Origin of the sequence: Pararhizobium sp. LjRoot255 (genome assembly GCF_964252905.1) — a bacterium.
GTDB lineage: Bacteria > Pseudomonadota > Alphaproteobacteria > Rhizobiales > Rhizobiaceae > Pararhizobium.
Genome location: NZ_CAXUPQ020000001.1, coordinates 2165718 through 2190737 on the forward strand (window position 1 = coordinate 2165718; position 25020 = coordinate 2190737).

19 protein-coding genes are annotated in these 25020 nt (G+C 63.0%); 6 read left to right on the forward strand and 13 right to left on the reverse strand.

Annotation, left to right across the window (positions count from 1 at the left end):
- Position 1: 1 nt before the first annotated feature.
- The gene (locus ACSQ2W_RS10515; RefSeq protein WP_436086190.1) at positions 2-1402 is read left to right on the forward strand and encodes an NAD(P)(+) transhydrogenase (Re/Si-specific) subunit beta; all 1401 of its coding nucleotides are present in this window, start codon (positions 2-4) and stop codon (positions 1400-1402) included.
- Between the two features lie 72 nt (positions 1403-1474).
- On the opposite strand, the gene ACSQ2W_RS10520 is transcribed toward ACSQ2W_RS10515, so the two are convergent.
- The 3 genes from ACSQ2W_RS10520 to rpsU all read right to left on the reverse strand — a co-directional run bounded on the left by ACSQ2W_RS10520 (position 1475) and on the right by rpsU (position 3626).
- Positions 1475-1951: a DUF992 domain-containing protein gene (locus ACSQ2W_RS10520; protein ID WP_436086191.1), complete on the reverse strand. Its 477-nt coding sequence runs from the start codon at positions 1949-1951 to the stop codon at positions 1475-1477.
- Positions 1952-2204: 253 nt separating this feature from the next.
- Positions 2205-3095: a tetratricopeptide repeat protein gene (locus ACSQ2W_RS10525; protein ID WP_436086192.1), complete on the reverse strand. Its 891-nt coding sequence runs from the start codon at positions 3093-3095 to the stop codon at positions 2205-2207.
- 294 nt (positions 3096-3389) lie between these two features.
- Positions 3390-3626, reverse strand: a complete 237-nt coding sequence (gene rpsU / locus ACSQ2W_RS10530; RefSeq protein ID WP_037120916.1) for a 30S ribosomal protein S21 — start codon at positions 3624-3626, stop codon at positions 3390-3392.
- 411 nt (positions 3627-4037) lie between these two features.
- On the opposite strand from rpsU, the gene ACSQ2W_RS10535 reads away from it, so the two are divergent.
- Genes ACSQ2W_RS10535 through soxG form a run of 4 tightly spaced genes read left to right on the forward strand, consistent with a single transcriptional unit; the run spans position 4038 to position 9194 of the window.
- Positions 4038-5291: a sarcosine oxidase subunit beta gene (locus tag ACSQ2W_RS10535; RefSeq protein ID WP_436086193.1), complete on the forward strand. Its 1254-nt coding sequence runs from the start codon at positions 4038-4040 to the stop codon at positions 5289-5291.
- 12 nt (positions 5292-5303) lie between these two features.
- Positions 5304-5648: a sarcosine oxidase subunit delta gene (locus ACSQ2W_RS10540; RefSeq protein ID WP_436086194.1), complete on the forward strand. Its 345-nt coding sequence runs from the start codon at positions 5304-5306 to the stop codon at positions 5646-5648.
- Positions 5645-8638: a sarcosine oxidase subunit alpha gene (locus ACSQ2W_RS10545; RefSeq protein ID WP_436086195.1), complete on the forward strand. Its 2994-nt coding sequence runs from the start codon at positions 5645-5647 to the stop codon at positions 8636-8638. The genes ACSQ2W_RS10540 and ACSQ2W_RS10545 overlap by 4 nt, the downstream gene beginning before the upstream one ends.
- Positions 8631-9194: a sarcosine oxidase subunit gamma family protein gene (gene soxG / locus ACSQ2W_RS10550; RefSeq protein WP_436086196.1), complete on the forward strand. Its 564-nt coding sequence runs from the start codon at positions 8631-8633 to the stop codon at positions 9192-9194. The genes ACSQ2W_RS10545 and soxG overlap by 8 nt, the downstream gene beginning before the upstream one ends.
- A 208-nt stretch (positions 9195-9402) precedes the next feature.
- Here soxG and ACSQ2W_RS10555 read toward each other — a convergent pair whose 3' ends face one another.
- The 4 genes from ACSQ2W_RS10555 to ACSQ2W_RS10570 all read right to left on the reverse strand — a co-directional run bounded on the left by ACSQ2W_RS10555 (position 9403) and on the right by ACSQ2W_RS10570 (position 14261).
- A complete protein-coding gene (locus ACSQ2W_RS10555) occupies positions 9403-10476 on the reverse strand; it encodes a DUF2332 domain-containing protein (RefSeq protein WP_436086197.1) in 1074 nt (357 codons plus the stop codon).
- Positions 10469-10957 (reverse strand): MaoC family dehydratase, encoded by a 489-nt coding sequence (locus tag ACSQ2W_RS10560; RefSeq protein WP_436086198.1) that lies wholly within the window; start codon positions 10955-10957, stop codon positions 10469-10471. Before ACSQ2W_RS10560 ends, ACSQ2W_RS10555 begins: the two co-directional genes overlap by 8 nt.
- A gap of 80 nt (positions 10958-11037) precedes the next feature.
- Positions 11038-13008, reverse strand: coding sequence for a glycogen debranching protein GlgX (gene glgX / locus ACSQ2W_RS10565; RefSeq protein ID WP_436086199.1), 1971 nt, complete (start codon positions 13006-13008; stop codon positions 11038-11040).
- 335 nt (positions 13009-13343) lie between these two features.
- Positions 13344-14261 carry a LysR family transcriptional regulator gene (locus tag ACSQ2W_RS10570; protein ID WP_436087749.1) on the reverse strand — a complete coding sequence of 306 codons (918 nt, stop codon included), beginning with the start codon at positions 14259-14261 and terminating at the stop codon, positions 13344-13346.
- Positions 14262-14331: 70 nt separating this feature from the next.
- Between ACSQ2W_RS10570 and ACSQ2W_RS10575 the strand changes: the two genes are divergently transcribed.
- Positions 14332-14568 (forward strand): DUF1127 domain-containing protein, encoded by a 237-nt coding sequence (locus ACSQ2W_RS10575; protein WP_436086200.1) that lies wholly within the window; start codon positions 14332-14334, stop codon positions 14566-14568.
- 146 nt (positions 14569-14714) lie between these two features.
- On the opposite strand, the gene ACSQ2W_RS10580 is transcribed toward ACSQ2W_RS10575, so the two are convergent.
- The 6 genes from ACSQ2W_RS10580 to ACSQ2W_RS10605 form a co-directional block, all read right to left on the reverse strand.
- Positions 14715-15368 (reverse strand): glutathione S-transferase family protein, encoded by a 654-nt coding sequence (locus ACSQ2W_RS10580; RefSeq protein WP_436086201.1) that lies wholly within the window; start codon positions 15366-15368, stop codon positions 14715-14717.
- A 226-nt stretch (positions 15369-15594) separates the two neighbouring features.
- Positions 15595-17223: an alpha-D-glucose phosphate-specific phosphoglucomutase gene (locus ACSQ2W_RS10585; protein WP_436086202.1), complete on the reverse strand. Its 1629-nt coding sequence runs from the start codon at positions 17221-17223 to the stop codon at positions 15595-15597.
- Between the two features lie 5 nt (positions 17224-17228).
- On the reverse strand, positions 17229-18668 hold the full coding sequence (gene glgA, locus ACSQ2W_RS10590; protein ID WP_436086203.1) for a glycogen synthase GlgA: 1440 nt from the start codon (positions 18666-18668) through the stop codon (positions 17229-17231).
- A 3-nt stretch (positions 18669-18671) separates the two neighbouring features.
- Positions 18672-19931 (reverse strand): glucose-1-phosphate adenylyltransferase, encoded by a 1260-nt coding sequence (gene glgC, locus ACSQ2W_RS10595; protein ID WP_436086204.1) that lies wholly within the window; start codon positions 19929-19931, stop codon positions 18672-18674.
- 118 nt (positions 19932-20049) lie between these two features.
- A complete protein-coding gene (gene glgB, locus ACSQ2W_RS10600; protein WP_436086205.1) occupies positions 20050-22260 on the reverse strand; it encodes a 1,4-alpha-glucan branching protein GlgB in 2211 nt (736 codons plus the stop codon).
- A complete protein-coding gene (locus tag ACSQ2W_RS10605; RefSeq protein WP_436086206.1) occupies positions 22257-24722 on the reverse strand; it encodes a glycogen/starch/alpha-glucan phosphorylase in 2466 nt (821 codons plus the stop codon). The genes glgB and ACSQ2W_RS10605 overlap by 4 nt, the downstream gene beginning before the upstream one ends.
- Positions 24723-25020 lie beyond the last annotated feature (298 nt).

Consider the following 25020-nt stretch of genomic DNA (forward strand, 5'->3'; position numbering starts at 1 on the left):
GATGTCACCCAATATCGCAGCCTTCCTCTACCTCGTCTCCGGCGTGCTGTTCATCATGGCGCTGCGCGGCCTGTCGCACCCGACCACCTCGCGCCGCGGCAACATCCTCGGCATGACCGGCATGGGCATCGCCATCGTCACGACGCTGCTTCTGGCGACGCCGTCGTTTGGCGGGTTTGTCCTGATCGTCGTCGGCCTTGCGATCGGCGGCGGTGCGGGCGCCTATATCGCCCGCTCGATCGCCATGACCTCGATGCCGCAGCTGGTCGCCGGCTTCCACTCGCTGGTGGGCCTTGCCGCCGTTCTGGTAGCAGCCTCGGCGCTCTATACGCCGTCCTCCTTCGGCATCGGCGAGATCGGTTCGATCCATGCCCAGGCTCTGGTCGAGATGGCGCTCGGCGTCGCCATCGGCGCCATCACCTTCACCGGCTCGATCATCGCCTTCCTGAAGCTCGACGGGCGCATGTCGGGCAAGCCGATCATGCTGCCGTTCCGGCATCTCATCAACATCGCGCTCGTGCTGCTGATCGTCTTCTTCATCACCGGCCTCGCCGTCTCGGAAAGCCATTTCGACTTCTGGGCGATCGTCGCCCTGTCGCTGGCGCTGGGCGTGCTGTTGATCGTGCCCATCGGCGGCGCCGATATGCCGGTTGTTGTCTCGATGCTGAATTCCTATTCCGGCTGGGCCGCCGCCGGCATCGGCTTCACGCTCGGCAATCTGGCGCTGATCGTCACCGGCGCGCTGGTCGGCTCGTCCGGTGCGATCCTCTCCTACATCATGTGCAAGGGCATGAACCGCTCGTTCATCTCGGTCATCCTTGGCGGCTTCGGCGGCGACAACGGCGCTGTTGCCGGCGATGATGGCGTCCAACGCACGGTCAAGCAGGGCTCGGCCGACGATGCCGCCTTCCTGATGGCCAATGCCTCCAAGGTGATCATCGTGCCGGGCTACGGCATGGCGGTTGCCCAGGCGCAGCACGCGGTGCGCGAGCTTGCCGATGCGCTGAAGAAGAACGGCGTCGAGGTGACATACGCCATCCATCCGGTCGCCGGCCGTATGCCCGGCCACATGAACGTGCTGCTCGCCGAAGCGAACGTGCCCTATGACGAGGTGTTCGAGCTGGAGGACATCAACTCGCAATTCGCCCAGGCCGACGTCGCCTATGTCATCGGCGCCAACGACGTCACCAACCCGGCGGCGCGCGACGACAAGACCTCGCCGATCTACGGCATGCCGATCCTCGACGTCGACAAGGCCAAGACCTGCCTGTTCGTCAAGCGCTCGCTCGGCTCCGGCTATGCCGGCATCGACAACACGCTGTTCTACAAGGACGGTACGATGATGCTGCTTGGCGACGCCAAGAAAATGACCGACGATATCGTCAAGGCGATGAACCACTGAGCTGGCGACGGCCATCAAAGGTAAAATGCCCGCCGGCGAGGCGGGCATTTTTGTGACTGGAGATCAACAAGATCAGATCGCAGCTGGGGCCAGCGTCATCTTTTCGACGCCGATGGCGATGTTGAGTCCTTCCTGGACCTGAATATTGACCGGCTGCAGAACGAAATTCTTGTTCAGCCCGCCGCCGAGCACCTTGGCTCCGGCGCCGACGGCAAAGCTCGCATCGGCGCCGATGCCGTAATATTCACCGCTCAGCGGAAATTCGGCGTCGCTTACACCCGTCTTGGCGAGCACTTCCCAGATCATGACACTCTTGCCGGTCTGGCCGACGTCGATGCCAAATTTCTCGATTTTGCCGTCATAGATTGCGGCAGGACCGCCGGCGGCTGGCGTATAGGTGCACCTTAATGCCTTTTCGGAACTGATGATCATGCCCACTCCGCCTTGCGACTCGCAGACCAGCCGGCCGAGGGTCATATAGTTGGCGGCGCTGACTGGCACGGCCAACAGGGAGGCGAGGGCAGCGGCGATGATTGCTCGTTTCAACATGATCTTTACTCCTGTTCGAGCGGCGACCCGCCCGTCTGGGTGGGCCGGCAAAATCTCGACTTTGGGTGCTGCGCATGCCCACGCCTTTGAGGGGCGTGGCCAGAGGCATGCGGCAAATGACGACCCGTTAACGGCCGGGATCGGCGATGGTTCCGCGTTGCGGCAAATGCGCGGCAACAAAAAACCCGCCGGTGGCAGCGGGTTTCGTTCGATCCGTCGGTGATTGACGCGTGCGCGGAAGGGGTTTCTTCCGTTACGCACCGGCCTTGACGCGGGCGAGGCCTGTGCGGGCAAGCTCGTATTTCGGGTCGAGCTTGAGGGCATAGGAGTAGGATTTCGCAGCCTTCGCCTTGTCGCCGCGGCGCTCATAGACGAGTGCCTGGTTTGCCCAGGATTCGGCAATCTTGCCGTTCAGGGTGATCGCCGTGTTGAAGTCCGAAAACGCATTGTCGTCGTCGTTCATGGCAACATAGGAGATGCCGCGGCCGTTATAGGGCTCGGGCGAATTCGGCGCCAGCGAGATGGCGGTCGAGAAGTCTTCGATCGCCTGCGTGTGCTGTTTGCGCGCCTGATAGATCAGGCCGCGATTGTGATAGGCGCGCGGGTCGGTGGTGTCGAGTTCGATCGCCTTGTTGAAATCGTTGAAGGCCTGATCGAGCTGGCCGGCCTGGCGGTAGAGGTTGCCGCGACCGATGAAGGCGACGTCGTATCGCGGATTGAGCTGCAGGGCCATGTTGTAGTCGGCCTGCGCGGCTGCCTGGTCGCCCATGTTGCGCTCGACCAGCGCCCGGTTGGCGTAGGCCTGGTAGAAGCGCGGATTGAGCTCGATCGCCTTGTTGAAGTCGGCAAGCGCCCGGCGGAATTCGCCGGCGCGGCCGTAAGCCGAGCCGCGGACATTGTAACCTTCCGGATCGCTCGGATTGGCCGAGATCACGCCGGAGAGGGAGGCAATGTTTTGCTCGGACCCTTGAGCCCGCTCGACGCGCATCATGTCGCTCGACGTTTCCGCCGTCGTGCAGCCGGAAAGCGTCAGTGCCGCGGCGACCGCCAGCAGGGAGACAAGAGCAAAACCGCTCCGTTTGGCACGCGCGGCGCAAAGGCCGGAATGATCGGAAAAATCCGCAGTCTTGGCAGTTAATGTCAAGATTGGTCCCTCAATAAAGCGAAGCCTCGGGCGCATGCCCTAAACCTCAAGAGGCGCATCGGGCGAATATGCGCAGTTTCAAACTCGAGGAGCAACTCATAGCATCGCCGTCGATGCCAGCTCCTTGTCCGCAGACATTGCGGCACGCCAGGCGCACCATCCGCATGCGTCCGAATGTTCATCCGGCCACACAAGGTTTGAGCCGGCCTGAAGCGGCGGGTTCAAACAGAAACGGCGGCGGCGACCATGTCGCCCCCGCCGGGACTTACGCGTGTTATGTGCGGGAAGCGCGGATCAGCGTGCCGGAGCCGCAGTGCGGCCGCCCGAAACCAGACCTTCGCGCTGTGCGCGCTTGCGAGCCAGCTTGCGAACGCGGCGAACGGCTTCAGCCTTTTCGCGGGCGCGCTTCTGGGACGGCTTCTCGTAGTAATCGCGCATCTTCATTTCGCGGAAAATGCCCTCGCGCTGCATCTTCTTCTTGAGTGCGCGAAGCGCTTGATCGACGTTGTTGTCGCGGACTAGTACCTGCACGTTAATCCCGTTCCTTTGGTTTCGAGTGATCGCCTCATGAAGTCAGGTCAACGAGGCAATAAAATAGGTTCGCAGAGCCAGAAGCCCTACGATTGAAAAGAGCGGATACCAGATCGATCCGCCAAAGTCCAGACACGACTTGCGCAGGCCCATGAATTTTGCGGGGCAGCCGTGGTTTTCCGGCGAAACCCGGTCTTTGGTCATGACGGTGCCATATGGCGCGTGTCAGGTCCGGTTCGTTCGAGCGACAGATCGTGATCGAAAATCAATAGGCGGCATGTCGCAACTCGTGCGACTCGCGCCGTCTCGCGTCGCAAAAGAAACGTTGCGGAAGTTCGGGATTTGCGATTTCTAGCGTCGACCAAGGAAATTCACCGGCCTTACGGCGGGACCTACGGAGTGTGAAGGCGGATGCGCAAATATTCGGTTTTTGCTGTCGCTCGCGAAGCGATGCGCGGCCACAGGGGATGGGAGGCGCAGTGGACGTCGCCCGAGCCGCGCAAGGAGTATGATGTCATCATCATCGGCGCCGGCGGCCATGGCCTCGGCACTGCCTATTACCTCGCCAAGGAGCACGGCATCACCAACATTGCCGTCCTGGAAAAAGGCTGGCTCGGCGGCGGCAATACCGGCCGCAACACCACCATCATCCGCTCCAACTATCTCTATGACGAAAGCGCCGGGATCTACGACCATGCGCTGAAGCTCTGGGACGGCCTGAGCCAGGACCTGAACTACAACGTCATGTATTCGGCGCGCGGCGTCATGATGCTGTCGCACAACATCCATGACCAGCAGGTGTTCAAGCGTCATATCCATGCCAACCGGTTGAACGGCATCGATAATGAATGGCTGACGCCGGAACAGGCCAAGGAGTTCTGTCCGCCGCTCGATATTTCCCGCACCGCCCGCTACCCGATCAACGGTGCTGCCCTGCAGCGGCGCGGCGGCACGGCCCGCCACGATGCCGTCGCCTGGGGTTATGCCCGCGCTGCCGCCGACCGCGGCGTGCACATCATCCAGAACTGTGAGGTCACCGGCCTTCGCCGCAACGCCAACGGCTCGATCGCCGGGGTCGAGACCAACCGCGGTTACATCGGCGCGAAGAAGGTCGGCGTCGTCGCCGCCGGCCATACGTCGGTGCTGATGGAAATGGCCGATGTGCGCATGCCGCTGGTCAGCTATCCGCTGCAGGCGCTGGTGTCGGAGCCGGTCAAGCCGATCTTCCCCTGCGTCGTCATGTCGAACACGGTGCACGCCTACATCTCCCAGTCCGACAAGGGCGAACTCGTCATCGGCGCCGGCACCGACCAGTATTCCTCCTATTCCCAGACCGGCGGCCTGCAGATCATCACCCATACTTTAGACGCGATCTGCGAGCTCTTCCCGATCTTCCGCCGGATGAAGATGATGCGCTCCTGGGGCGGCATCGTCGACGTGACGCCGGACCGTTCGCCGATCCTGGCCAAGACCCCGGTTCCCGGTCTTTACGTCAATTGCGGCTGGGGCACCGGCGGCTTCAAGGCAACGCCGGGCTCGGCCAATGTCTTTGCCCACACCATCGCCAACGACGCGCCGCACAAGATCAACGCGCCGTTCACGCTGGAACGCTTCCGCACCGGCCGCCTGATCGACGAAGCGGCCGCCGCCGCTGTTGCGCACTAAGGGGAAAACACCATGCTTCTGATCTATTGCCCCTATTGCGAGGAAGAGCGCTCCGAGCTCGAATTCCGCCAGGCAGGCGACGCCCACATCGCCCGTCCCACAAACATGACCGAGATGACCGACGAGGAATTCGAGGCGTTCTTCTTCCTGCGCGACAACGTCAAGGGCCTGACCTACGAGCGCTGGCGGCACCTGAACGGCTGCGGCCGTTTCTTCAACGCAGCCCGCGACACGGTCAGCGACAAGTTCGTGACGACCTACAAGGCCGGCCTGCCGAAGCCCGATATCAGCACGCTACGCCCGGCCACGGAAGCGACAGTCGAAACCTATGAAGCCACGGAGTCCAGTGCGAAATGAGCGGCGCCAATCGTATCCCCGGTGCAGGCCGTCTCACCCCTGCAAAGACTGCGCGTTTCTTCTTCGATGGCAAGAGCTATGCGGCGCTTGAAGGCGATACGGTCGCCTCGGCGCTTCTCGCCAACGGCGTCCATCTCGTTGGCCGCTCCTTCAAGTACCATCGCCCGCGCGGCATCGTCTCGGCAGGGGTCGAGGAGCCGAATGCCCTGATCGGCGTGGAGCGTGATGCTGCCCGCAAGCAGCCGAACGTGCGCGCCACGGTTCAGGAAGTCTTCGACGGCATGAAGGCGATTTCGCAGAACCGCTGGCCGTCGCTCGCCTTCGATGTCGGCGCGGTCAACAACCTGTTGTCGCCCTTCTTTGCGGCCGGTTTCTACTACAAGACCTTCATGTGGCCGAAGCAGGCCTGGAAGCACGTCTATGAGCCGCAGATCCGCGCCGCCGCCGGTCTCGGCGTCTCGCCGACCGAGGACGATACCGACCATTATTCCAGCCGCTACGCCCATTGCGACGTGCTGGTGATCGGCGCCGGTGTCGCCGGCCTTTCGGCAGCGCTTGCCGCCGCCAGGACCGGTGCGCGCGTCATCATCTGCGACGAGCAGGGGCAAGTCGGCGGTGCGCTGCATTTCGACAAGAGCGTCACCGTCAACGGGCTCGAGGGCTATACCTGGGCTCAGGCGACTGCTGCCGAACTGGCGCAGATGGAAAACGTCACCGTCCTGCCGCGCACGACCGCCTTCGGCTACTACGCCCAGAACTTCGTCGGCCTGACGGAGCGCGTCACTGAACATCTGGCCAAGCCCGACAGGAAGCTGCCGCGCGAACGTCTCTGGCAGGTCCGGGCCAAGCGCGTCATCATCGCCACCGGCGCCATCGAGCGTCACATGGTGTTCGCCAATAACGATCGTCCCGGCATCATGCTGGCGTCTGCCGCCCGTACCTTCCTCAATCATTTCGGTGTCGCCGTCGGCAAGAAGATCGGCGTCTATACGGCCAACGATTCTGCCTATGAAGCCGCCTTCGACCTCAAGCGCGCCGGCATCACGGTTGCGGCGATCGTCGACAGCCGCGAGAAGCCGGGTGAGGCGGTTCTGGCCGAGGCGCGCAAGCTCGGCATCGAAGTTCTCGCCGGCCATGCCGTCGTCGATACCGCCGGCAAGCTGCGCGTCTCGTCGATGTCCGTTGCCCGCAACGGCGGCGGCCGTGCCCGTTCGATCGCCATAGACGCCCTCTTGGTTTCGGCCGGCTGGACGCCTTCCGTCCACATGTTCTCGCAGTCACGCGGCAAGGTCGCCTACGATTTCGAAAGCCAGCGCTTCCTGCCCGGCACCTACGCGCAGGATTGCCTGTCCGTCGGCGCCTGCAACGGCACCAACGACCTGCAGGCAACCATCGAGGAATCGCTGGCGGCCGGCGAACTGATGGCGAATGCGTCAGGCTTTGCCGCATCACAGAAGATCGAGGTTCACGGCAGCAACGCCTTTGCCTGGACCGGCGGCATGGCGGGGGCCGCCGAAGGGGCCGGACCGGACACGACCGTCAAGGCCTTCATCGACTTCCAGAACGACGTCTGCGCCAAGGACATCCGCCTTGCCGTGCGCGAAGGCATGCACTCGATCGAGCACATCAAGCGCTTCACCACCAACGGCATGGCGACGGACCAGGGCAAGCTGTCCAACATCCATGGCCTGGCGATCGCTGCCGAAACGCTCGGCCGCGAAATCCCGAAGGTCGGTCTCACCACCTTCCGTGCGCCCTATACGCCGGTGACCTTCGGTGCGCTGATCAACCATTCGCGCGGCGAACTGTTCGACCCGACCCGCAAGACGCCGATGCACGCTTTGGAAGAAGCCCAGGGCGCGATGTTCGAGGATGTCGGCCAGTGGAAGCGCGCCTGGTACTACCCGCGCGCCGGCGAAGACATGCATCAGGCGGTCAACCGCGAATGCAAGACCGTGCGCGACGTTGCCGGCGTCTTCGATGCGTCGACGCTCGGCAAGATCGAAGTGGTCGGCCCGGATGCCGCTCAGTTCCTCAACCTGATCTACACCAACAGCTGGGATACGCTGAAGCCCGGTCGTTGCCGCTACGGCATCATGCTGCGCGAAGACGGCTTCATCTATGACGACGGCGTCGTCGGCCGCATGGCCGAGGACCGCTTCCACGTGACGACGACGACGGGCGGCGCTGCCCGCGTCATGAACCACATGGAAGACTATCTCCAGACGGAGTTCCCGCATCTCAACGTCTGGCTGACATCGGCCACCGAGCAGTGGGCCGTCATCGCGGTGCAGGGTCCGAAGGCGCGCGAGATCATCGCGCCGCTGGTGGAAGGCATCGATCTTTCCAACGAAGCCTTCCCGCATATGAGCGTTCGTGAGGGCAAGATCTGCGGCGTGCCGACCCGGCTGTTCCGTATGTCGTTCACCGGCGAAACCGGCTTCGAAGTCAACGTGCCTGCCGACTTCGGCCCGGCCGTCTGGGCTGCGATCTGGGAGCGGGCGGAACCGATGGGCGCCTGCGCTTACGGCACCGAGACGATGCACATCCTGCGCGCCGAGAAGGGCTACATCATCGTCGGACAGGACACCGACGGCACGGTGACCCCGGACGATGCGTCGCTCAACTGGGCGGTCGGCAAGAAGAAGCCGGACTTCGTCGGCATCCGCGGCCTGCGCCGCCCCGATCTGGTGGCAGATGGCCGCAAGCAGCTCGTCGGCCTGCTGACCAAGGACCCGAAGGTGGTGCTCGAGGAGGGCGCACAGATCGTCGCCGATCCGAACCAGGCGCTGCCGATGACGATGATCGGGCATGTCACCTCGTCCTACTGGTCGGAGAATTGCGGCCGGTCGATCGCGCTGGCGCTGGTTGCCGGCGGCAAGGCGATGCTCGGCCAGACGCTCTACGTGCCGATGCCGGACCGGACGATCGCCGTCGAGGTGAGCGACATGGTGTTCTTTGACAAGGAAGGAGGCCGCATCAATGGCTGATCTGATTGGGGCTGATCTGGCAACCCGTACCCTGCCGCTCGCAGGCTTCCATGGCGGCTCCGGCGCTGCAACACTTTCGGCTGCAGCCCCGGCTACCCGCCTGTCGTTGCGGGCCAAGCCGGACGCCGTTTCGGCGCTTTCCCTCGCGCTTGGCCTGTCGTTGCCGATGAAGGCCAAGAGTTCGGCCTCTGCGCATGGCCGCCACGCGCTGTGGCTCGGTCCTGACGAGTGGCTGATCATCGACGAGAACGGGGCAGACCTGATGACAGCGGTCGCATCGAGCGGCGTGCTCCATTCGGCGACCGATATCTCCCACAGGAACACCGCCGTCATCGTCAAGGGGCCGGGCGCGGAAGTCGCGGTCAATGGCGGCTGCCCACAGGATCTGTCGCTGGCGGTCTTCCCGGTCGGCGCCTGCTCGCGCACCGTTCTCGGAAAGGCGGAAGTCGTGCTTTTCCGCACCGCCGAGGATACGTTCCGGGTCGAGTGCTGGCGGTCGTTCTCGCCTTACGTTTCCGGGCTTCTCAGCGAAGCCGCCGAGGATGCGGGCAACTGATACGTCATGCCGGGCTCATACGGGTTCCGGTTAGATTGCTGCAACACGGCCTAAACAGCGAGCCCCTCATCCGCCCTGTCGGGCACCTTCTCCCCGTAAACGGGGCGAAGGGACAAGCGGCGAACACTGTTATCCCCTCTCCCCGCTTGCGGGGAGAGGGTTAGGGTGAGGGGCATGGCATTGGCCACGATATCGGAGCCGATCAGTCTCACTGCAGGCAGGGCCAGCCGATCCATTCCACCCAACGGCCATGAAAATCGGCGCGGCCGATCGGGTGTTTTTCGCCTGACGGCCAGACTTGCAGGCTGAGCGCCGCGCTGTGTTTCTGATCGTCCGCCTCCATCTGCAGCCGCGCAAGCGGCGCACTCTCAGTTGCGCGCGCTCCGGCGGCAGCGATCAGCGCCTCGCCTTTTTCCTGCAATGGTTTCGGCAGATATTGCCACGCGATCGTGTGGTAGATCACATGAACCTGATCCTCGTGAACGGGCTGGAGCCGCCGCGCCAGCCAATCCACCGCATCGGCGCACTCCACGATCTGGCGGTTTGCGGCGGCGATCGCCAGGGCAAGGCGCGTGCGTTCCAGCCGGTCGGTCTGGTCTGCCCAGAGATAGGCGAGAAGCCGCAGGGCGTCGTCCTCGCGTGCCGGGTTTAGCGGGTTGAGATCGCAGCCGGCGCGGCTGGCGATCTCAACGGGGACGTTGGGCGGCGTCGGACCGGTCCACTCAGGCGCAATCAGGACCGGCGACGGCTGTAAGGCCCAGGACATGTCACCCAACCGGTAGGCATAGTGGTCCCAATACAGATTGAGCCCGGCGCTGGCGCCTACTTCCGACAGCACCAGCGGTTTGCGGAACAGGCTGGAGATCGTCAGGAAGCCGGGAAGCAGGGCTGCGGAGCGGCGCACCTCGTTTGTCTGCGGCGCCGATTTCAGGCGATCGAGGATGAAGGCGACATGCGTGCGGCAGGCATGTTCTACGGCGTTCCAGAGATCGTCCGGCGCTGCGGCATTGGGCGGATAGACAGCCGCGAGCTGCGGGTCGGCGCCGGCCAGCACCAGCGCATGCAGTGCGCCGGCGAGGCGAAGCGGCACGGAATCGCCGTAGGGAGAGGGATCACCAAGCCACGAAAGGATTTTTTCGCCGACTGGATGGGCGGCCGTCAACCGCTCGGCGGCGAGCGTGCATAGGGCTGCAGTGAAGGGCGAACCGAGGCCCCGGCAGGAACTTGCCTGCTTGACGAAAGCGAGACGGACCGTTTGCTCTGTCGTCTGGGCGTCAGGCATCGTGCGGCCGGTCCTTCGGGTCGAACTGGATGATCGTCAGCCAGTTGGCGGTCAGTGCAGGTTTGCGTTCGCCCTCGATGTCGACGGTGACGTCATAGGTGACCATCAGCATGCCGGCGCCGCGGAAGCGGGCTTCAGCCATGGTGAAGCGGCCGCGCACCTTCGCGCCGCACTTCACCGGCGTCATGAAACGCACCTTGTCGAAGCCGTAATTGATGCCCATGGTCTGCTCGCGCACCGTGGGCAGGCAATTGTAGTTCATCGCCGACAAGAGCGAGAGCGACAGGAATCCATGCGCGATCGTGCCGCCAAAAGACGTTTCGGCTGCTGCCCGCACCGGGTCGGTGTGGATGAACTGGTGGTCGTCGGTGGCGTCGGCAAAACCGTCGATGGTCTTCTGCGTTACCGTGATCCAGTCGGAGACCCCGATCTCCTTGCCGACCAGATCCGTGACGTCAGACAGTGAAATTTCTCGCGGCATTCTCTTTCCCGATCAAAAACATCCCCGCGCTTCTATATGCCGCTCTTTTGAAAAACGGCAATCAGGCGCGCGGTATAGGTTCATAAAATTTCGACGTGGAAACCGACGCTGCGCGCCGCGATCATGCCGAGACCGGCGCCGGCCGAAGGTAGAAGGCTTTGCCACCAGGCACCTTGCCGTACCGGCAGCTGGAAGGGATGCGGGGCGTGGCTGCGGTTGATCACGACGGCAAGGCGGGTGCTTCGGTTCTGCACGGCGTCGCGGGTCACAAGCACCATCATCAGGTTATCGGTCGCGGGGCTTTCCCAATCGCCGATGGTAATCGGCTGACCGTCGAGCCTGAGCCATTCGACATCACCGTTTCCGGTGAAGAAGGCGGTGGCGCGGAAAACGTCGAAGCGCCGGCGGATCTGTGCTAGGGCAGCGGTGTGGGTAATCAGGTCCTCGTCCAGCGCCGTCCAGTCGACCCACGTGATCTGATTGTCCTGGCAATAGGCATTGTTGTTGCCGTGCTGGCTGCGGCCGGCCTCGTCGCCCGCCGTCAGCATGACCGTGCCGCGCGTGGCAAACAGTGTCGAGAGCAAGCCCATGACGTCGCGGCGGCGGAAATCGAGGACCTGCGGATCGTCCGTCGGCCCCTCGGCGCCGTTGTTCCAGGAGTGATTTTCGTTGTGGCCGTCGCGATTGTACTCGCCGTTTGCCTCGTTGTGCTTTCCGGCATAGGAGACGAGATCCATCAGCGTGAAGCCGTCATGGGCGGCGATGAAGTTGACGCTGCGCGTCTCGGTGCCGTTGCGCGAGAAGATGCTCGAGGAGCCGGCAAGCGCCGTTGCCAGATCTCCGATGACGTGCCGGTCGCCGCGCCAGGTGCGGCGCAGGTCGTCGCGGGCGCGGTCGTTCCATTCGAGGAAGGGGGCCGGGAAATTGCCGAGCTGATAGCCGCCGGGGCCGATGTCCCAAGGCTCGGCGATCAGCACGCGGTCCTTGAGGAGCGGATCGGCCAGCATTTCCGTCAAAAGCGCGGCATCGCTGCGGAAGCCGTTCAGGTCGCGGCCGAGGATGGAGCCGAGATCGAAGCGGAAACCGTCGACGCCGGCGGAGAGGACGAAGTGGCGCAGGCTGTCGAGGATGAGGCGGCGCACGATGGGGTGGTCGCAGGCGATGGTGTTGCCGCAGCCGGTATCGTTGACCAGTTCGCCGGGCTGGCCGCTGGCGTGGCGATAATAGGTGTGATTATCGAGGCCGCGCATGGAGAGCGTCGCACCCAGCCGGTCGCTTTCGCCGGAATGGTTGAAGACGAGGTCGAGGATAACGCCGATACCTTCCGCATGCAGGACTGCCACCGCGTCCCGAAGCTCCGCCATACCGCCGGGCACCAGGCGCGGATCGAGCGCCATGAGGGCGATCGGATTGTAACCCCAGCCGTTGGTGAGGCCGAGCGGCGGCAGATGCCGTTCGTCGATCCAGGCGGTGATCGGCATGAGCTCGACGGCCGAGACGCCGATCCGTTTCAGGTGGGTGATGATGGACGGATGCGCCAGCGCGCCGATCGTGCCGCGCAGGTTCTCGGGAATCTCGGGGTGCAGAATGGTGAAGGGGCGGACGGCGACCTCGTAGATCAGGCCGCCGGCCTGGAAAAGCGGCGCGGCTATTTGGGCCGTCACCGGCTTGGTCACGATCGCTTTCGGCACAAGATCGGCGGTGTCTTCGCCGAAGACCGACAGGCGCGGATCGTGGCGGAAGGGGCGGTCGAGTTGGCGGGCGTAAGGGTCGACAAGCAATTTAGCGGGATCGAACCAGAGGCCCTGGTCCGGCGCGTAGGTTCCCCAGGCGCGGAAGCCATAACGCGTGCCGGCGGCTGCGTCGGCGACGGTCAGGCTGTGAACGCCGTCCTCGTTGCGTTGCATCGGCAGGCGGCGCAACTCGATGTCTCCTGTTGCATCGAAGAGGCAGAGCTCGATGCCTGCAGCAGAAGTGGACCAGACTGCGAAGGTCGTGCCGTCATCTCCGATCGTGGCGCCGAGGGGCGAGGGGGCGGGCGGGTTCGGCATCGGGGTCACCTTGGGACTGCTGGCGGGAACGAAGATTGGATATCAGCTTGGTTTGACAGCGATTTGCCCCTGCTTTGAGCCGGGTTGCAAGCGGATTGTTGACATTCCTCTCAAGGGGGAGGTGGATCTCCCTCTTCTCCCCGGCGGGGAGAAGTGCCGAGCGCAAGCGAGGCCATAAGGGGGGCGGCAGGCGGGGGAGCAAGCGGCTCTTGCTCATCCGGCGCCTTGCGCCACCTTCTCCCCGCTGGGGAGAAGAGGGAGCAAGCAAACACGTTCGCCACGTCCGAGAAATCCGTCGTGGTAGGCGGCTACACCAGCCGAGGAGATAAATAATGCTACGCGGTAGACGAAACGGGGGCTGCCTTGGTTTCGCGCAGGGCTTTCATGACCTCCCTGAGGCCGCGCGTGAGATGCTTGTCGCGACGAACGACGATGCCGAGGCGGCGCACGAGCTTCGGGCGCACCGGGCGGGCCTCCAGAAAATCCGTGCGATCCCGCTTCAGGGACAGTCCGGGCAGGATAGACCATCCGAGCCCGGCCGCGACGAGTTCCTTGATCGCCTCGACGCTGCCGAATTCCATGGCGGGCTTCAGCCGCACACCGCCGGCGGACATCCATTCCTCGATGCTCCGACGCGTATTGCCGCCTTCATAAACGAGGAGCGTCTTTTCGCTCATGAATGCCGCATCCGGTCCCGCTGCGGGCATCTCGGCCCCTTTCGGCGCGACCGCCATAAGTTCGTCCTCGTAGAACGCCTCGACCTCGAGCGATCGTCCCGATGCCGGCATCGTTACCACCGCAAGATCGAGCGAATTTGCCTCCAGATCGCGCAGGATGTCATCGGCATTTCCGATGCGAACCGTGATATCCAGCCCCGGCATTCTGGCCTTGGCCTTTGAAATGGCCAGGGGCAGGAGGTGGATGAAGGCCGTGGCGCCGCTTCCGATCCGGACGCGTCCGGCGACGCCGCTCCTGTGGGGTACCATCGACTCCTCTGCATCGGCCAATTCCTGGATGATTCTCCTCGCGTGGGTGAGGAGCTCAAGGCCCGCCGGGGTCGGCTGCGCGCGCCTGCCGACACGCTCGATCAAACGGACGCCAAGCCGCTGTTCCAGAAGCTTTATCTGCAGGCTGACGGCGGGCTGGGTGAGCGCGGCCTTTTCGGCGGCGGCGGTGAAGCTTCCGAGTTCGGCAACATGAACGAAGGACTGAAGCTGGTCGAGGTTCACCAAAGAAATCCTTATGAGATGCATAAAGATCATAAGCTTCTTTAAGGATCAAATCCAGTGCATCGTGAGGAGGATCGAACGGAGATTGACCGAGATGACGATAAACATACCCAATCACGCAACGGAGTTGCTGGCGCCGGATCGCGTCCGGTCACGCTGGATATTGATGCCAAGCCGAGGGCTGGCTTTCCTGTCGCTCGCGGCGCGTTACTTCGAAAAGCGCAGCAGCCGGCTTGCGCTTTCGGAACTCAGCGACGAGCAACTTCACGATATCGGCGTGACGCGCTCAGAAGCCAGAAGCGAGGTCTCAAAGTCATGGTTCCTGGTGTGAGGCTGCCGGAACCGCGGGCGCGCCAGTCCCACCTCACGCCTGGCAGCATGTCCGATGGCGGCCGTGGCAGGTCGAGCTTGTGTAGCCGTGACAGGCAGCTCCGACGTCCGACGTCACCCTGACTGCATGGTCATTCCGGTGGAGTTTCATGCGGAGGTGGCGTGACCCGGGACCGGTGGCAATTCGGGCGCATCCAGCCCTTTGAAAGGATCGCGCCAGGCGTCGATTGCTTCGAGCTGACGATACCAGCGGCCGACAGACGGGTAATCCTCGAGCGGCAATCCGGCGACATCGTTGAAGGGAAGAAAGGCTGCCATGCGGAAGTCGGCATAGGAAACCGAATTTTCAACCAGCCATCCTCGCTCGGAAAGCTCGGCCTCAAGGATCGCCGCGGCCGTGCGGAAGCGTCTCAACCCCTCCTCAACCCGGTCCTGATCAATCGGGCCAAGCCCGTACCGCTGTTTTGTCCCGCGTTCGAAATGGACGATGTCACAAGCTCTTGCGAAGTTCTCCTTGCCCCAACTGAGCCATCGGATCATCTCGGGTTCGTCGTCGCCGGTGCGCCAGAAATCAGAATGGGCGTCGCGTGAAAGCCGGCAGGCTATGGCGTCGGCCTCCCAGAGGCTTTTTCCCGAGCCTGTGAGTATCGGCAATGACAGGTTTGGATTGAGCGGGCGATATCGCTCAGCCTGTCCCTTAGCGAAGGGCGAGGCATATTCAAACTCGACGTCCGCGTCGAGATGGCGTGCCACCGCGACCGCGAGGCGAGGATTGGGATTGCGGCTGAAGAACAGTTTCATTCCATGCCAGTCCTTAAATGATACCGGTTCGACTTTCGCACAGACACGGATACCGTTCGGCCTGTGCGTTGCCGGGATGTCGGCCAGAGGCGCCAGACGCGTCACCGTCCGAACAGGATCCAGGGGCTTGTGTCCGACGCCACCTTGCCGGAGAGCTTCCGTGTACCCTGCCACCCCCAAGGGGACGACGTCGCGGAGTTGCCGTTTCGTCCCCTCTGTCCGTGGCTTACGTAATGACCGTCGGTTCCGTCCGGCCCGTGCGGCTCTTGATGCCTGCGATCTCGTCGGCAACGGCGATCAGGTCGGCGAGCGCTTCCTGGGTGTCGAAGTTGTGGCGGGAGGCGTCGGGTTCGTAGCGTTCGATATAGACGCGCAACGTGGCGCCGGAGGTGCCGGTGCCGGAGAGACGGAAGACGACGCGGGAGCCGCCTTCGAACAGGATGCGGATGCCCTGGTTGCTGCTCACCGACTTGTCGACCGGGTCGTTGTAGGAGAAGTCGTCGGCTGTGGCGACCTTGAGCTTGCCGAAGGTCTTGCCGGGCAGGATGGAGAGCTGGTCGCGCAGTGCGCTCACCAGGCCGTTTGCGGCGTCGGTATCGACTTCTTCGTAGTCATGACGCGAATAGTAGTTGCGGCCGTAGGTGGTCCAGTGCTGGCTGGCGATATCGGCGACGCTTTCCATGCGCACGGAAAGAATGTTGAGCCAGAGCAGCACCGCCCAGAGCCCGTCCTTCTCGCGGACGTGGCTGGAGCCGGTGCCCGCACTTTCCTCGCCGCAGATCGTGACCATGCCGGCATCCATCAGGTTGCCGAAGAATTTCCAGCCGGTCGGGGTCTCGTAGATGCCGATGCCGAGCTTTTCGGCGACCCGGTCGGCCGCAGCACTGGTCGGCATGGAACGGGCGATGCCGGCGAGCCCCTTCGAATAGCCGGGGGCAAGTGTGGCATTGGCGGCAAGGATGGCGAGGCTGTCGGACGGGGTGATGAAGATGCCCTTGCCGATGATCAGGTTGCGGTCGCCGTCGCCGTCGGAGGCGGCGCCGAAGTCGGGGGCGTCCTCGCCCATCATCTCCTCATAGAGGGCGCGGGCATGGACGAGGTTCGGGTCCGGGTGATGGCCGCCGAAATCGGGCAGCGGGATGAAGTTCAAGACCGAGCCCTTGGCGGCGCCGAGGCGGTTTTCGAGGATTTCCTTGGCATAGGGGCCGGTGACGGCGCTCATGGCATCGAAGACGATGCGGAAGCCGCCCGACAGCAGGCGGCGGATCGCCGGGAAGTCGAACAGCTCTTCCATCAGTTCGGCATAGTCGGCGACCGGGTTGATCACCACGACTTCCATGCCGTCCACGTCCTGGCTGCCTTCGATGTCGAGATTGACGTCCGGAACGTCGGCGATCTTGTACTGGTCGATGGTCCTGGTGCGGGCAAAGATGGCGTCGGTGACCTTTTCCGGGGCCGGACCGCCATTGCCGATATTGTACTTGATGCCGAAATCCTCGGTCGGGCCGCCGGGATTGTGGCTGGCCGACAGAACGATGCCGCCGAAGGCCTTGTATTTGCGGATGACGTTGGAGGCGGCGGGGGTCGACAGGATGCCGCCGCGGCCAACCAGCACGCGGCCGAAGCCGTTGGCGGCCGCCATCTTGATGGCGATCTGGATGACCTCGCGGTTGTAGTAGCGGCCGTCGCCGCCGATCACCAGGGTATCGCCACTGAAGCCTTCGAGCGAGTCGAAGATCGACTGGATGAAATTCTCGGCATAGTTCTTCTGCTGGAAGACTGGCACCTTCTTGCGAAGGCCGGAGGTTCCCGGCTTCTGGTCCAGATAGGGCGTTGTCTGCACGATTTTGGTCATAGGTCTTAGCCTTTCGCAAGAAGACTGGAATAGAGATCGGCATAGCGATGCGCGCTCAAATCCCAGGAAACGTCTGATTTCATGCCCTGGGCCTGGAGGCGGGCCCAGACTTTCGGTTGCCGGTAGGCGGCAAACGCGCGCCGAAGCGCCTGGCGCAGGCTCGCAGCAGAAACGGGCGAGAATTGGAAGCCGGTGGCGACGCGTGCCGCAAGTGCCGCTTCATTGGCGTCGATGATCGTGTCTGCAAGGCCGCCGGTATGGGCGACGATCGGCACGCAGCCGTAGCGCAAGCCGTAGAGCTGGGTCAGGCCGCAGGGCTCGAAGCGCGAGGGGATGATGATCGCATCGGCACCGGCCTGCATCAGGTGCGACAGCGGCTCGTTATAGCCGGTGACCATGCCGACCCGGCCGGGATGGCGGGCGGCGGCGGTCAGGAAGGCGCTTTCGAGCGACGGATCGCCGGAGCCGAGCACGGCAAGCTTGCCGCCATTGTCGACGATGTCGTCGATCACCTCGGCGAGCACGTCCATGCCCTTCTGCCAGGTGAGCCGGCTGACGACGCAGAAGATCGGGCCGGGCGCATTGTCGAAGCCGAAATGCTCCGACAGGGCCTTGCGGTTGATCTCGCGCTTCTTCAGCGTCGTGGGGCCGTAGTTCGCGGCGATATGCGTGTCGGTCTGCGGGTTCCAGACATCGGCGTCGATGCCGTTGACGATGCCGCTGAGATGGGAGAGCCGCGCCGTCAGCAGGCCCTCGAAGCCCATGCCGAACTCGGGGGTAAGGATTTCCTGGGCATAGGAGGGGCTGACGGTGGTGATGGCGTTCGCCGTCTGCAGGCCGCCCTTGAGGAAGCCGACATCCCCGAAATATTCGACGAAGCTGATGGAAAAGGCCTCCGGCGGCAGCGCAAGCTCGGGAAACACGTCAGAGCCAAACTGGCCCTGAAAGGCGATGTTGTGGATGGTGAGCACCACCGGCATGCCATGGGCCGGGCCAAAGCGCATATAGACCGGGGTCAGCGCCGCCTGCCAGTCGTGCACGTGAACGAGCTCCGGCTTCCAGCTCGGCAACAGCCCCCCTGCGATCTCGGCGGCTGCCAGCGAAAGCGCTGCGAAACGGCGGAAATTGTCGATGTAGTCCAGGCCCTGCCGGTCGACATAGGGGCCGCCATCGCGATCGAACAGTTCCGGCGCGTCGAGGATGAGAAGATCGAGGCCCTCGTGATTGACAGCGAGGATCGAGGCGGGATGGCCGAAGAGATCGTCGAAGCCGCCGACCTTCTGCGGCTTCTTGAGCTTGTGCATGACGATCGGATAGCCTGGCATCAATGTGCGCATGCGGACACCGTGCGGTTTCAGGGCCGCCGGCAGGGCGCCCGCCACGTCGGCGAGACCCCCTGTCTTGATCAGCGGAAAGACTTCCGAGGCGACGGAAAGAACCTCCATGCCTTACATGTCCAGCTTGTCGATCATCGCCTGGGTGATCAGGCAGATGCCGTTTTCCGAGCGGCGGAAGCGCTTGGCGTCGAATTCCGGATCGTCGCCGACGACGAGGCCTTCGGGGATGACGACGCGGCTGTCGATGACGACGTTCTTCAAATTCGCATGCCGGCCGATCCTGACGTTCGGCAGGATCACCGCACCGTCGAGGCGCGAGAACGAATTCACCCGGACGCCGGTGAACAGCATGCTGCGGTTCAGCGATGCGCCGGAAATGATGCAGTCGCCGGAGACCAGCGACGAGGTTGCCGAGCCGCGGCGGTTCTCGTCGTCATGGACGAATTTTGCCGGCGGCTTGATTTCCGCGAAGGTCCAGATCGGCCAGGTGCTGTCGTAGATGTCGAGTTCCGGCGTGACGTGGGTGAGGTCGATATTGGCCTGCCAGTAGGCGTCGATCGTGCCGACGTCGCGCCAATAGGCCTCGCGCTCGAAATCGGAGCGGACGCAGGACTGGTTGAAGCGGTGGGCGACGGCTTTGCCGTTCTGGACGATATAGGGGATGATGTCCTTGCCGAAATCGCGCGAGGAGGAGGGGTCGGCCGCATCGCGGCGCAGGACGTCCATCAGGAACTTGGTGTGGAAGACATAGATGCCCATCGAGGCGAGCGCCATCTCCGGATTGCCGGGAATGCCCGGCGGATCAGCCGGCTTTTCGACGAAGGCGATGATCTGGTCCTTGTCATCGACGTGCATGACGCCGAAGCCGGTCGCTTCCATGCGCGGCACTTCCAGGCAGCCGATGGTGACGTCGGCGCCGGAATCGACATGCTGCTGCAGCATCAGTTCGTAGTCCATCTTGTAGATATGGTCGCCGGCAAGGATGACCATGTATTCGACGCCGTGATCCTCGATGATGTCGATGTTCTGGTAGACGGCGTCGGCGGTGCCTTCGTACCACTGCGTTTCGGACACACGCTGCGACGCCGGCAGGATGTCGAAGCTTTCGTTTCGTTCGGGGCGGAAGAAGTTCCAGCCGCGCTGCAGGTGGCGGATCAGCGAATGCGCCTTGTATTGCGTCGCGACGCCGATGCGGCGGATACCGGAATTGAGCGCATTCGACAGCGCAAAATCGATGATGCGGGCCTTGCCGCCGAAATAGACCGCGGGCTTGGCGCGGCGATCGGTCAGTTCCTTCAGGCGGCTGCCGCGGCCGCCGGCAAGGACATAGGCCATGGCGTCACGGGCAAGGGGCTGGCTGCGTTTTTCCATTGATTTTTCCTCCCGATAGTATGGTTCCCGGAGAGGTCTGCCGTAGACCGGCATATTCTCCAAATATTCTTCCTCTCACACCGCCCCGACAGGCCTCATGAGCCCGCCTTGCCGTGCGTTAATCCTGCTCCAGCATCAGTGTCGCCAGAGGCGGCAAGGTGATGGTGGCCGTTGTGACGCCTGCGCTGTTTTTCGTTGCCTGGACGGCTCCTCCGTTGCCTTTCCCGCTGCCGCCATAGATTTCGGCGTCGCTGTTGAGGATTTCCTTCCACCGCCCCTCCACGGGCAGCGGTATGGTGTAGCTCTCCCGGTAGACCGGGGTCAGGTTGGCAACGACGGCGATCAGTTTTTCGCCAGGCGCCTTGCGCAGCCACGCAAAGACCGAGTTGTCGCGGTCGTCGGCGATCAGCCATTCGAAGCCGTCACCCTCGCAATCGCGTCCGTGAAGAGAGGCTTTGCTGCGATAGGTGCCGTTCAAGTCGCGCACCAGCCGGCGCATGCCCTCGTGCAGCGGATATTCGAGCAGGTTCCAGTCGAGCGCGCGATCTTCCGACCACTCGCGCCACTGCGCGAATTCCTGTCCCATGAACAAAAGCTTCTTGCCCGGATAGCCCCACATGAAGGTGTAGTAGGCGCGCAGATTGGCGAACTTCTGCCAGTCGTCGCCGGCCATCTTGGCGATCAGCGCGCCCTTGCCGTGCACCACCTCGTCGTGAGAGAGCGGCAGCACGAAATTCTCGCTGAAGGCATAGAGCAGGCCGAAGGTCAGGTCGTTGTGGTGAAACTTGCGGTGCACCGGCTCGCGCTGGAAATATTGCAGCGTGTCGTGCATGAAGCCCATGTTCCACTTGAAGCCGAAACCGAGACCCCCGGTATGAACCGGATGCGAGACCTTGGGCCAGGAGGTGGATTCCTCGGCAATGGTGATGATGCCGGGGTGGCTGCCATAGACTTGTTTGTTCATGGTCTGCAGGAAGCGTACGGCATCGAGATTCTCGTTGCCGCCGTATTCGTTCGGCACCCACTCGCCATGCTTGCGAGAATAGTCGAGGTAAAGCATCGAGGCGACGGCATCGACCCGCAGTCCATCGAGGTGGAATTTCTCGGCCCAATAGAGCGCATTGTTGACGAGGTAGGAGAACACCTCGGCGCGGCCGAAATTGTAGATCGCGGTGTTCCAGTCAGGGTGGTAGCCCTGACGCGGGTCCTCATGCTCGTAAAGTGCGGTGCCGTCGAACCAGCGCAGGCCATGGGCGTCTGTCGGGAAATGCGCCGGCACCCAGTCGAGGATGACGCCGATGCCGACCTTGTGGGCGCCGTTGACGAAGCGGGCAAAACCCTCCGGTTCGCCGAAGCGGGCGGTCGGCGAATAAAGGCCGGTCGTCTGGTAGCCCCAGGAGGGATCGAAGGGATATTCGGTGACGGGCAAGAACTCGATATGGGTGAAGCCCATGTCGATGCAATAGGGGATCAGCCGGTCGGCGAGCTCGTCCCAGGAGAGCATCTCGCCGTTATCACCGCGCTGCCAGGAGGCGGCGTGAACCTCGTAGATCGAGATCGGCTGGCGGCGGGCGTCGACGCTTGCCCAGTGCCGCCGGTGTGCCTCGTCTTCCCAGGCCTGGTCGATTTCGCCTGTTGTCATCGAGGCGTTCTTCGGGCGCAGTTCCGAGCGGCGAGCGAAGGGATCAGCCTTCAGCGGCAGGACTTCGCCATTCTTGCCGACAATCTCGTATTTGTAGATCGCGCCTGCCTGGATATCCGGCACGAAGATTTCCCAGATGCCGGTGTCCTGGCGCAGCCGCATGACGTGGCGCCGGCCATCCCAATTGTTGAAATCACCAACGACGGAGACACGTCTGGCATTCGGCGCCCATACGGCGAAGTGAAAGCCGTCCGCACCCTCATGCTTCAGCGGATGTGCGCCCATCTTGTCGAAAAGACGCAGATGCGAACCTTCGCGGATGTAATAGTCATCCATCGGCCCGAGCACCGGGCCGAAGCTGTAGGGATCCGTGACGGTCCATTCGCCGCCCTCGTTACGGGCGCGGTAGCGGACCGGCTGGATCTTCTTGAGGGCGACGGGGCCTTCGAAGAAGCCGGCATCGTTGCGATGGGCAAGCGCACCGATCTCCTTGCCGGCCAATGTTTCCACGGTCACCGTTTCGGCGCCCGGGATGAAGCAGCGAGCGACGAACTCCTTGCCCACCGGATGCACGCCGAGAACGGCAAAAGGATTGTTGTGCGTGCCGGCGAGGATCGCCGCAATCTCCTCCGCCGACAGACTGGCTGGCGAAACGGCAGGCGTGGCGTCGTTCGGCACTACTGTCATCCGGCTCTCCAGATTTCCCCGGCATATTGCCGGATTGTGCGGTCGGAGGAGAACCAGCCCATGCGCGCGGTGTTGCGAATGGTCTTGGAATACCAGCCGGCCGTGTCGGTCCAGATCGCATCCACCTCACGCTGGGCCTTGGCATAGGCGTCGAAATCGGCCGCCACCATGAACCAGTCGTGATTGTAGATGCCGTCGATCAGGCTGGAGAAGCGGTTGCGGTCGTCGGGCGAGAAAACCCCCGAGGCGATCGCCTGCAATGCCTGGGAGAGTTCGCGCGATTGCTCGATGATAGCGCGGGGATTGTGACCCTCGGCGCGGACGTTGGCGACCTCTTCCGCTGTCATCCCGAAGATCTTGATATTCTCTTCGCCAACCCAGTCGCGCATTTCGACATTGGCGCCATCCAGCGTGCCAATGGTCAGCGCACCGTTCAGCGCGAACTTCATGTTCCCGGTTCCGGACGCTTCCATGCCGGCCGTCGAGATCTGCTCCGACAGGTCGGCGGCGGGGACCATGATCTCGGCGAGCGAGACGTTGTAGTTGGGGATGAAGACGACCTTCAAAAGGCCGCGCACGGCGGGGTCGTTGTTGATCACGCGGGCGACGTCATTGGCGAGCTTGATGATCAGCTTGGCATTGTGATAGCTCGGCGCCGCCTTGCCGGCGAACAGTTTCACCCGCGGCACCCAGTCCTTTTCCGGATGCGAGCGGATCTGGTCGTAGAGCGAGATCGCCTCGACGATGTTGAGCAGCTGGCGCTTGTATTCGTGGATGCGCTTGATCTGGATGTCGAACATCGCCGACGGATCGAGGCGGATGCCCATGCGGCTCTGGACGAGCTGCGCAAGCCTCACCTTGTTGGAACGCTTGATCCTTGCGAATTTCTCCTGGAAATCCGGCTTGTCGGCGAAAGAATCGAGCGCCTTCAGGGCCTCGGCATCGTCCACGAATTCGTCGCCGATCGCCTCGCGGATGAGACCGAACAGCTCCGGATTGCACTGCATCAGCCAGCGGCGCGGCGTAATGCCGTTGGTCTTGTTATTGATGCGCTCCGGGTAGAGCCGGTGCAGGTCGGCAAAGACGGTTTGCTTCATCAGTTCGGTATGCAGGGCCGAGACGCCATTGATCGAGTGCGAGCCGACAAAGGCGAGATTGCCCATGCGCACGCGGCGGTCGCCGCTCTCGTCGATCAGGGAAATATTGCGGACTTCCTGATCGCTGTGGGCTTTCTGCTTGCGGGCCTCGAGCAGGATCTTGGCGTTGATGGCATAGACGATCTGCATGTGGCGCGGCAAAAGCCGCTCGAACAGCGGCACCGGCCAGGTTTCGAGCGCTTCGGGCAGCAACGTGTGGTTGGTATAGGAGAAGGTGTGGCGGGCGATGTCCCAGGCCGCTTCGAAGTCCATGCCGTGGACGTCGGTCAGCAGGCGAACGAGCTCGGCGACCGACACGGCCGGGTGGGTATCGTTGAGCTGGATGGCGACCTTGTCCGGCAGCGACGTGAAGTCGGGATATTGCTGAAGATGGCGGCGCAGGATGTCCTGCAGCGAGGCGGAGGAGAAGAAGAACTCCTGGCGCAGGCGCAGCTCCTGGCCGGCAGGGGTGGCATCGGCCGGATAGAGCACGCGGGCGAGACTTTCCGCCTTGTTGCTTTCGCGCAGCGCGCCGATGTGATCGCCGGCGTTGAAGGCGTCGAGCAGGATCGGGTCGATCGGATGGGCGGTCCACAGGCGCAGCGTGTTGACGCGCTTGGCACGCCAGCCGACCACCGGCGTGTCGCAGGCGGTGGCGATGACGCGCTCGGCCGGCTTCCAGACGTAGCGGGTCACTTCCTCATCGACATTGACGGTCTCGACCGAGCCGCCGAAGCCGATTTCGTAGGAACTTTCGCGGCGCTCGAACTCCCAGGGATTGCCGTGGGCAAGCCAGGTTTCCGGCAGTTCCACCTGCCAGCCATCGGCCATCTGCTGGCGGAAGAGGCCATGCACATAGCGGATGCCGTAGCCATAGGCCGGGATATCGACGGTCGCCATCGATTCCATGAAACAGGCAGCGAGACGGCCAAGACCACCATTGCCGAGCGCTGCATCCGGCTCCAGCGTGGCGATGACGTCGAGATCGACGCCGAAGGAGGCGAGCGCATCGCGCAGCTCATCCATCAGGCCGATATTGGTGACGGCGTCGCGCATCAGGCGGCCGATGAGGAATTCCAGCGATAGATAATAGACGCGCTTGGCATTGGAGGCATAGGTCTTGCGCGTCGATTCCATCCAGTTGTCGGTGATGCGGTCGCGCACAACCAGGATCGCGGCGGTCAACCAGTCGTGTGGTTTGGCGACTTTCGGGTCCTTGCCGATACGGTAGGTCAGGCGCTCGATGATTTCCTGGGCAAGGACTTCGGAGTTCGATTCCCTGGGGGCGGCGCTCGGAATCTTTTCGTTGTGCAAACGATCGATCATGAAAAAGGTTTAACCTCTGCTTGCGGTTTGGGAGACCGGAGGCGAACACCAACGGGGCATGGGAGCGATTTATGCACCGATACGAAGCGCTTGCAATAGCGTTTTCAATAAGATGAAAATTGGATGGGGGCGACTTACCAAACGGCTTGCAAATACTTGCAGGCATTGCGGAAAACGCCAGGGCCGGCCGCGATTCTTCAGGACGGGCCTTTTGGCAGGACTGTTGAACGGCCTTATTTCGTCAAGCGTATCGTTATCGCCGCGGCCTTCTCGCCGATATATTTGACAGTGGCGTTCA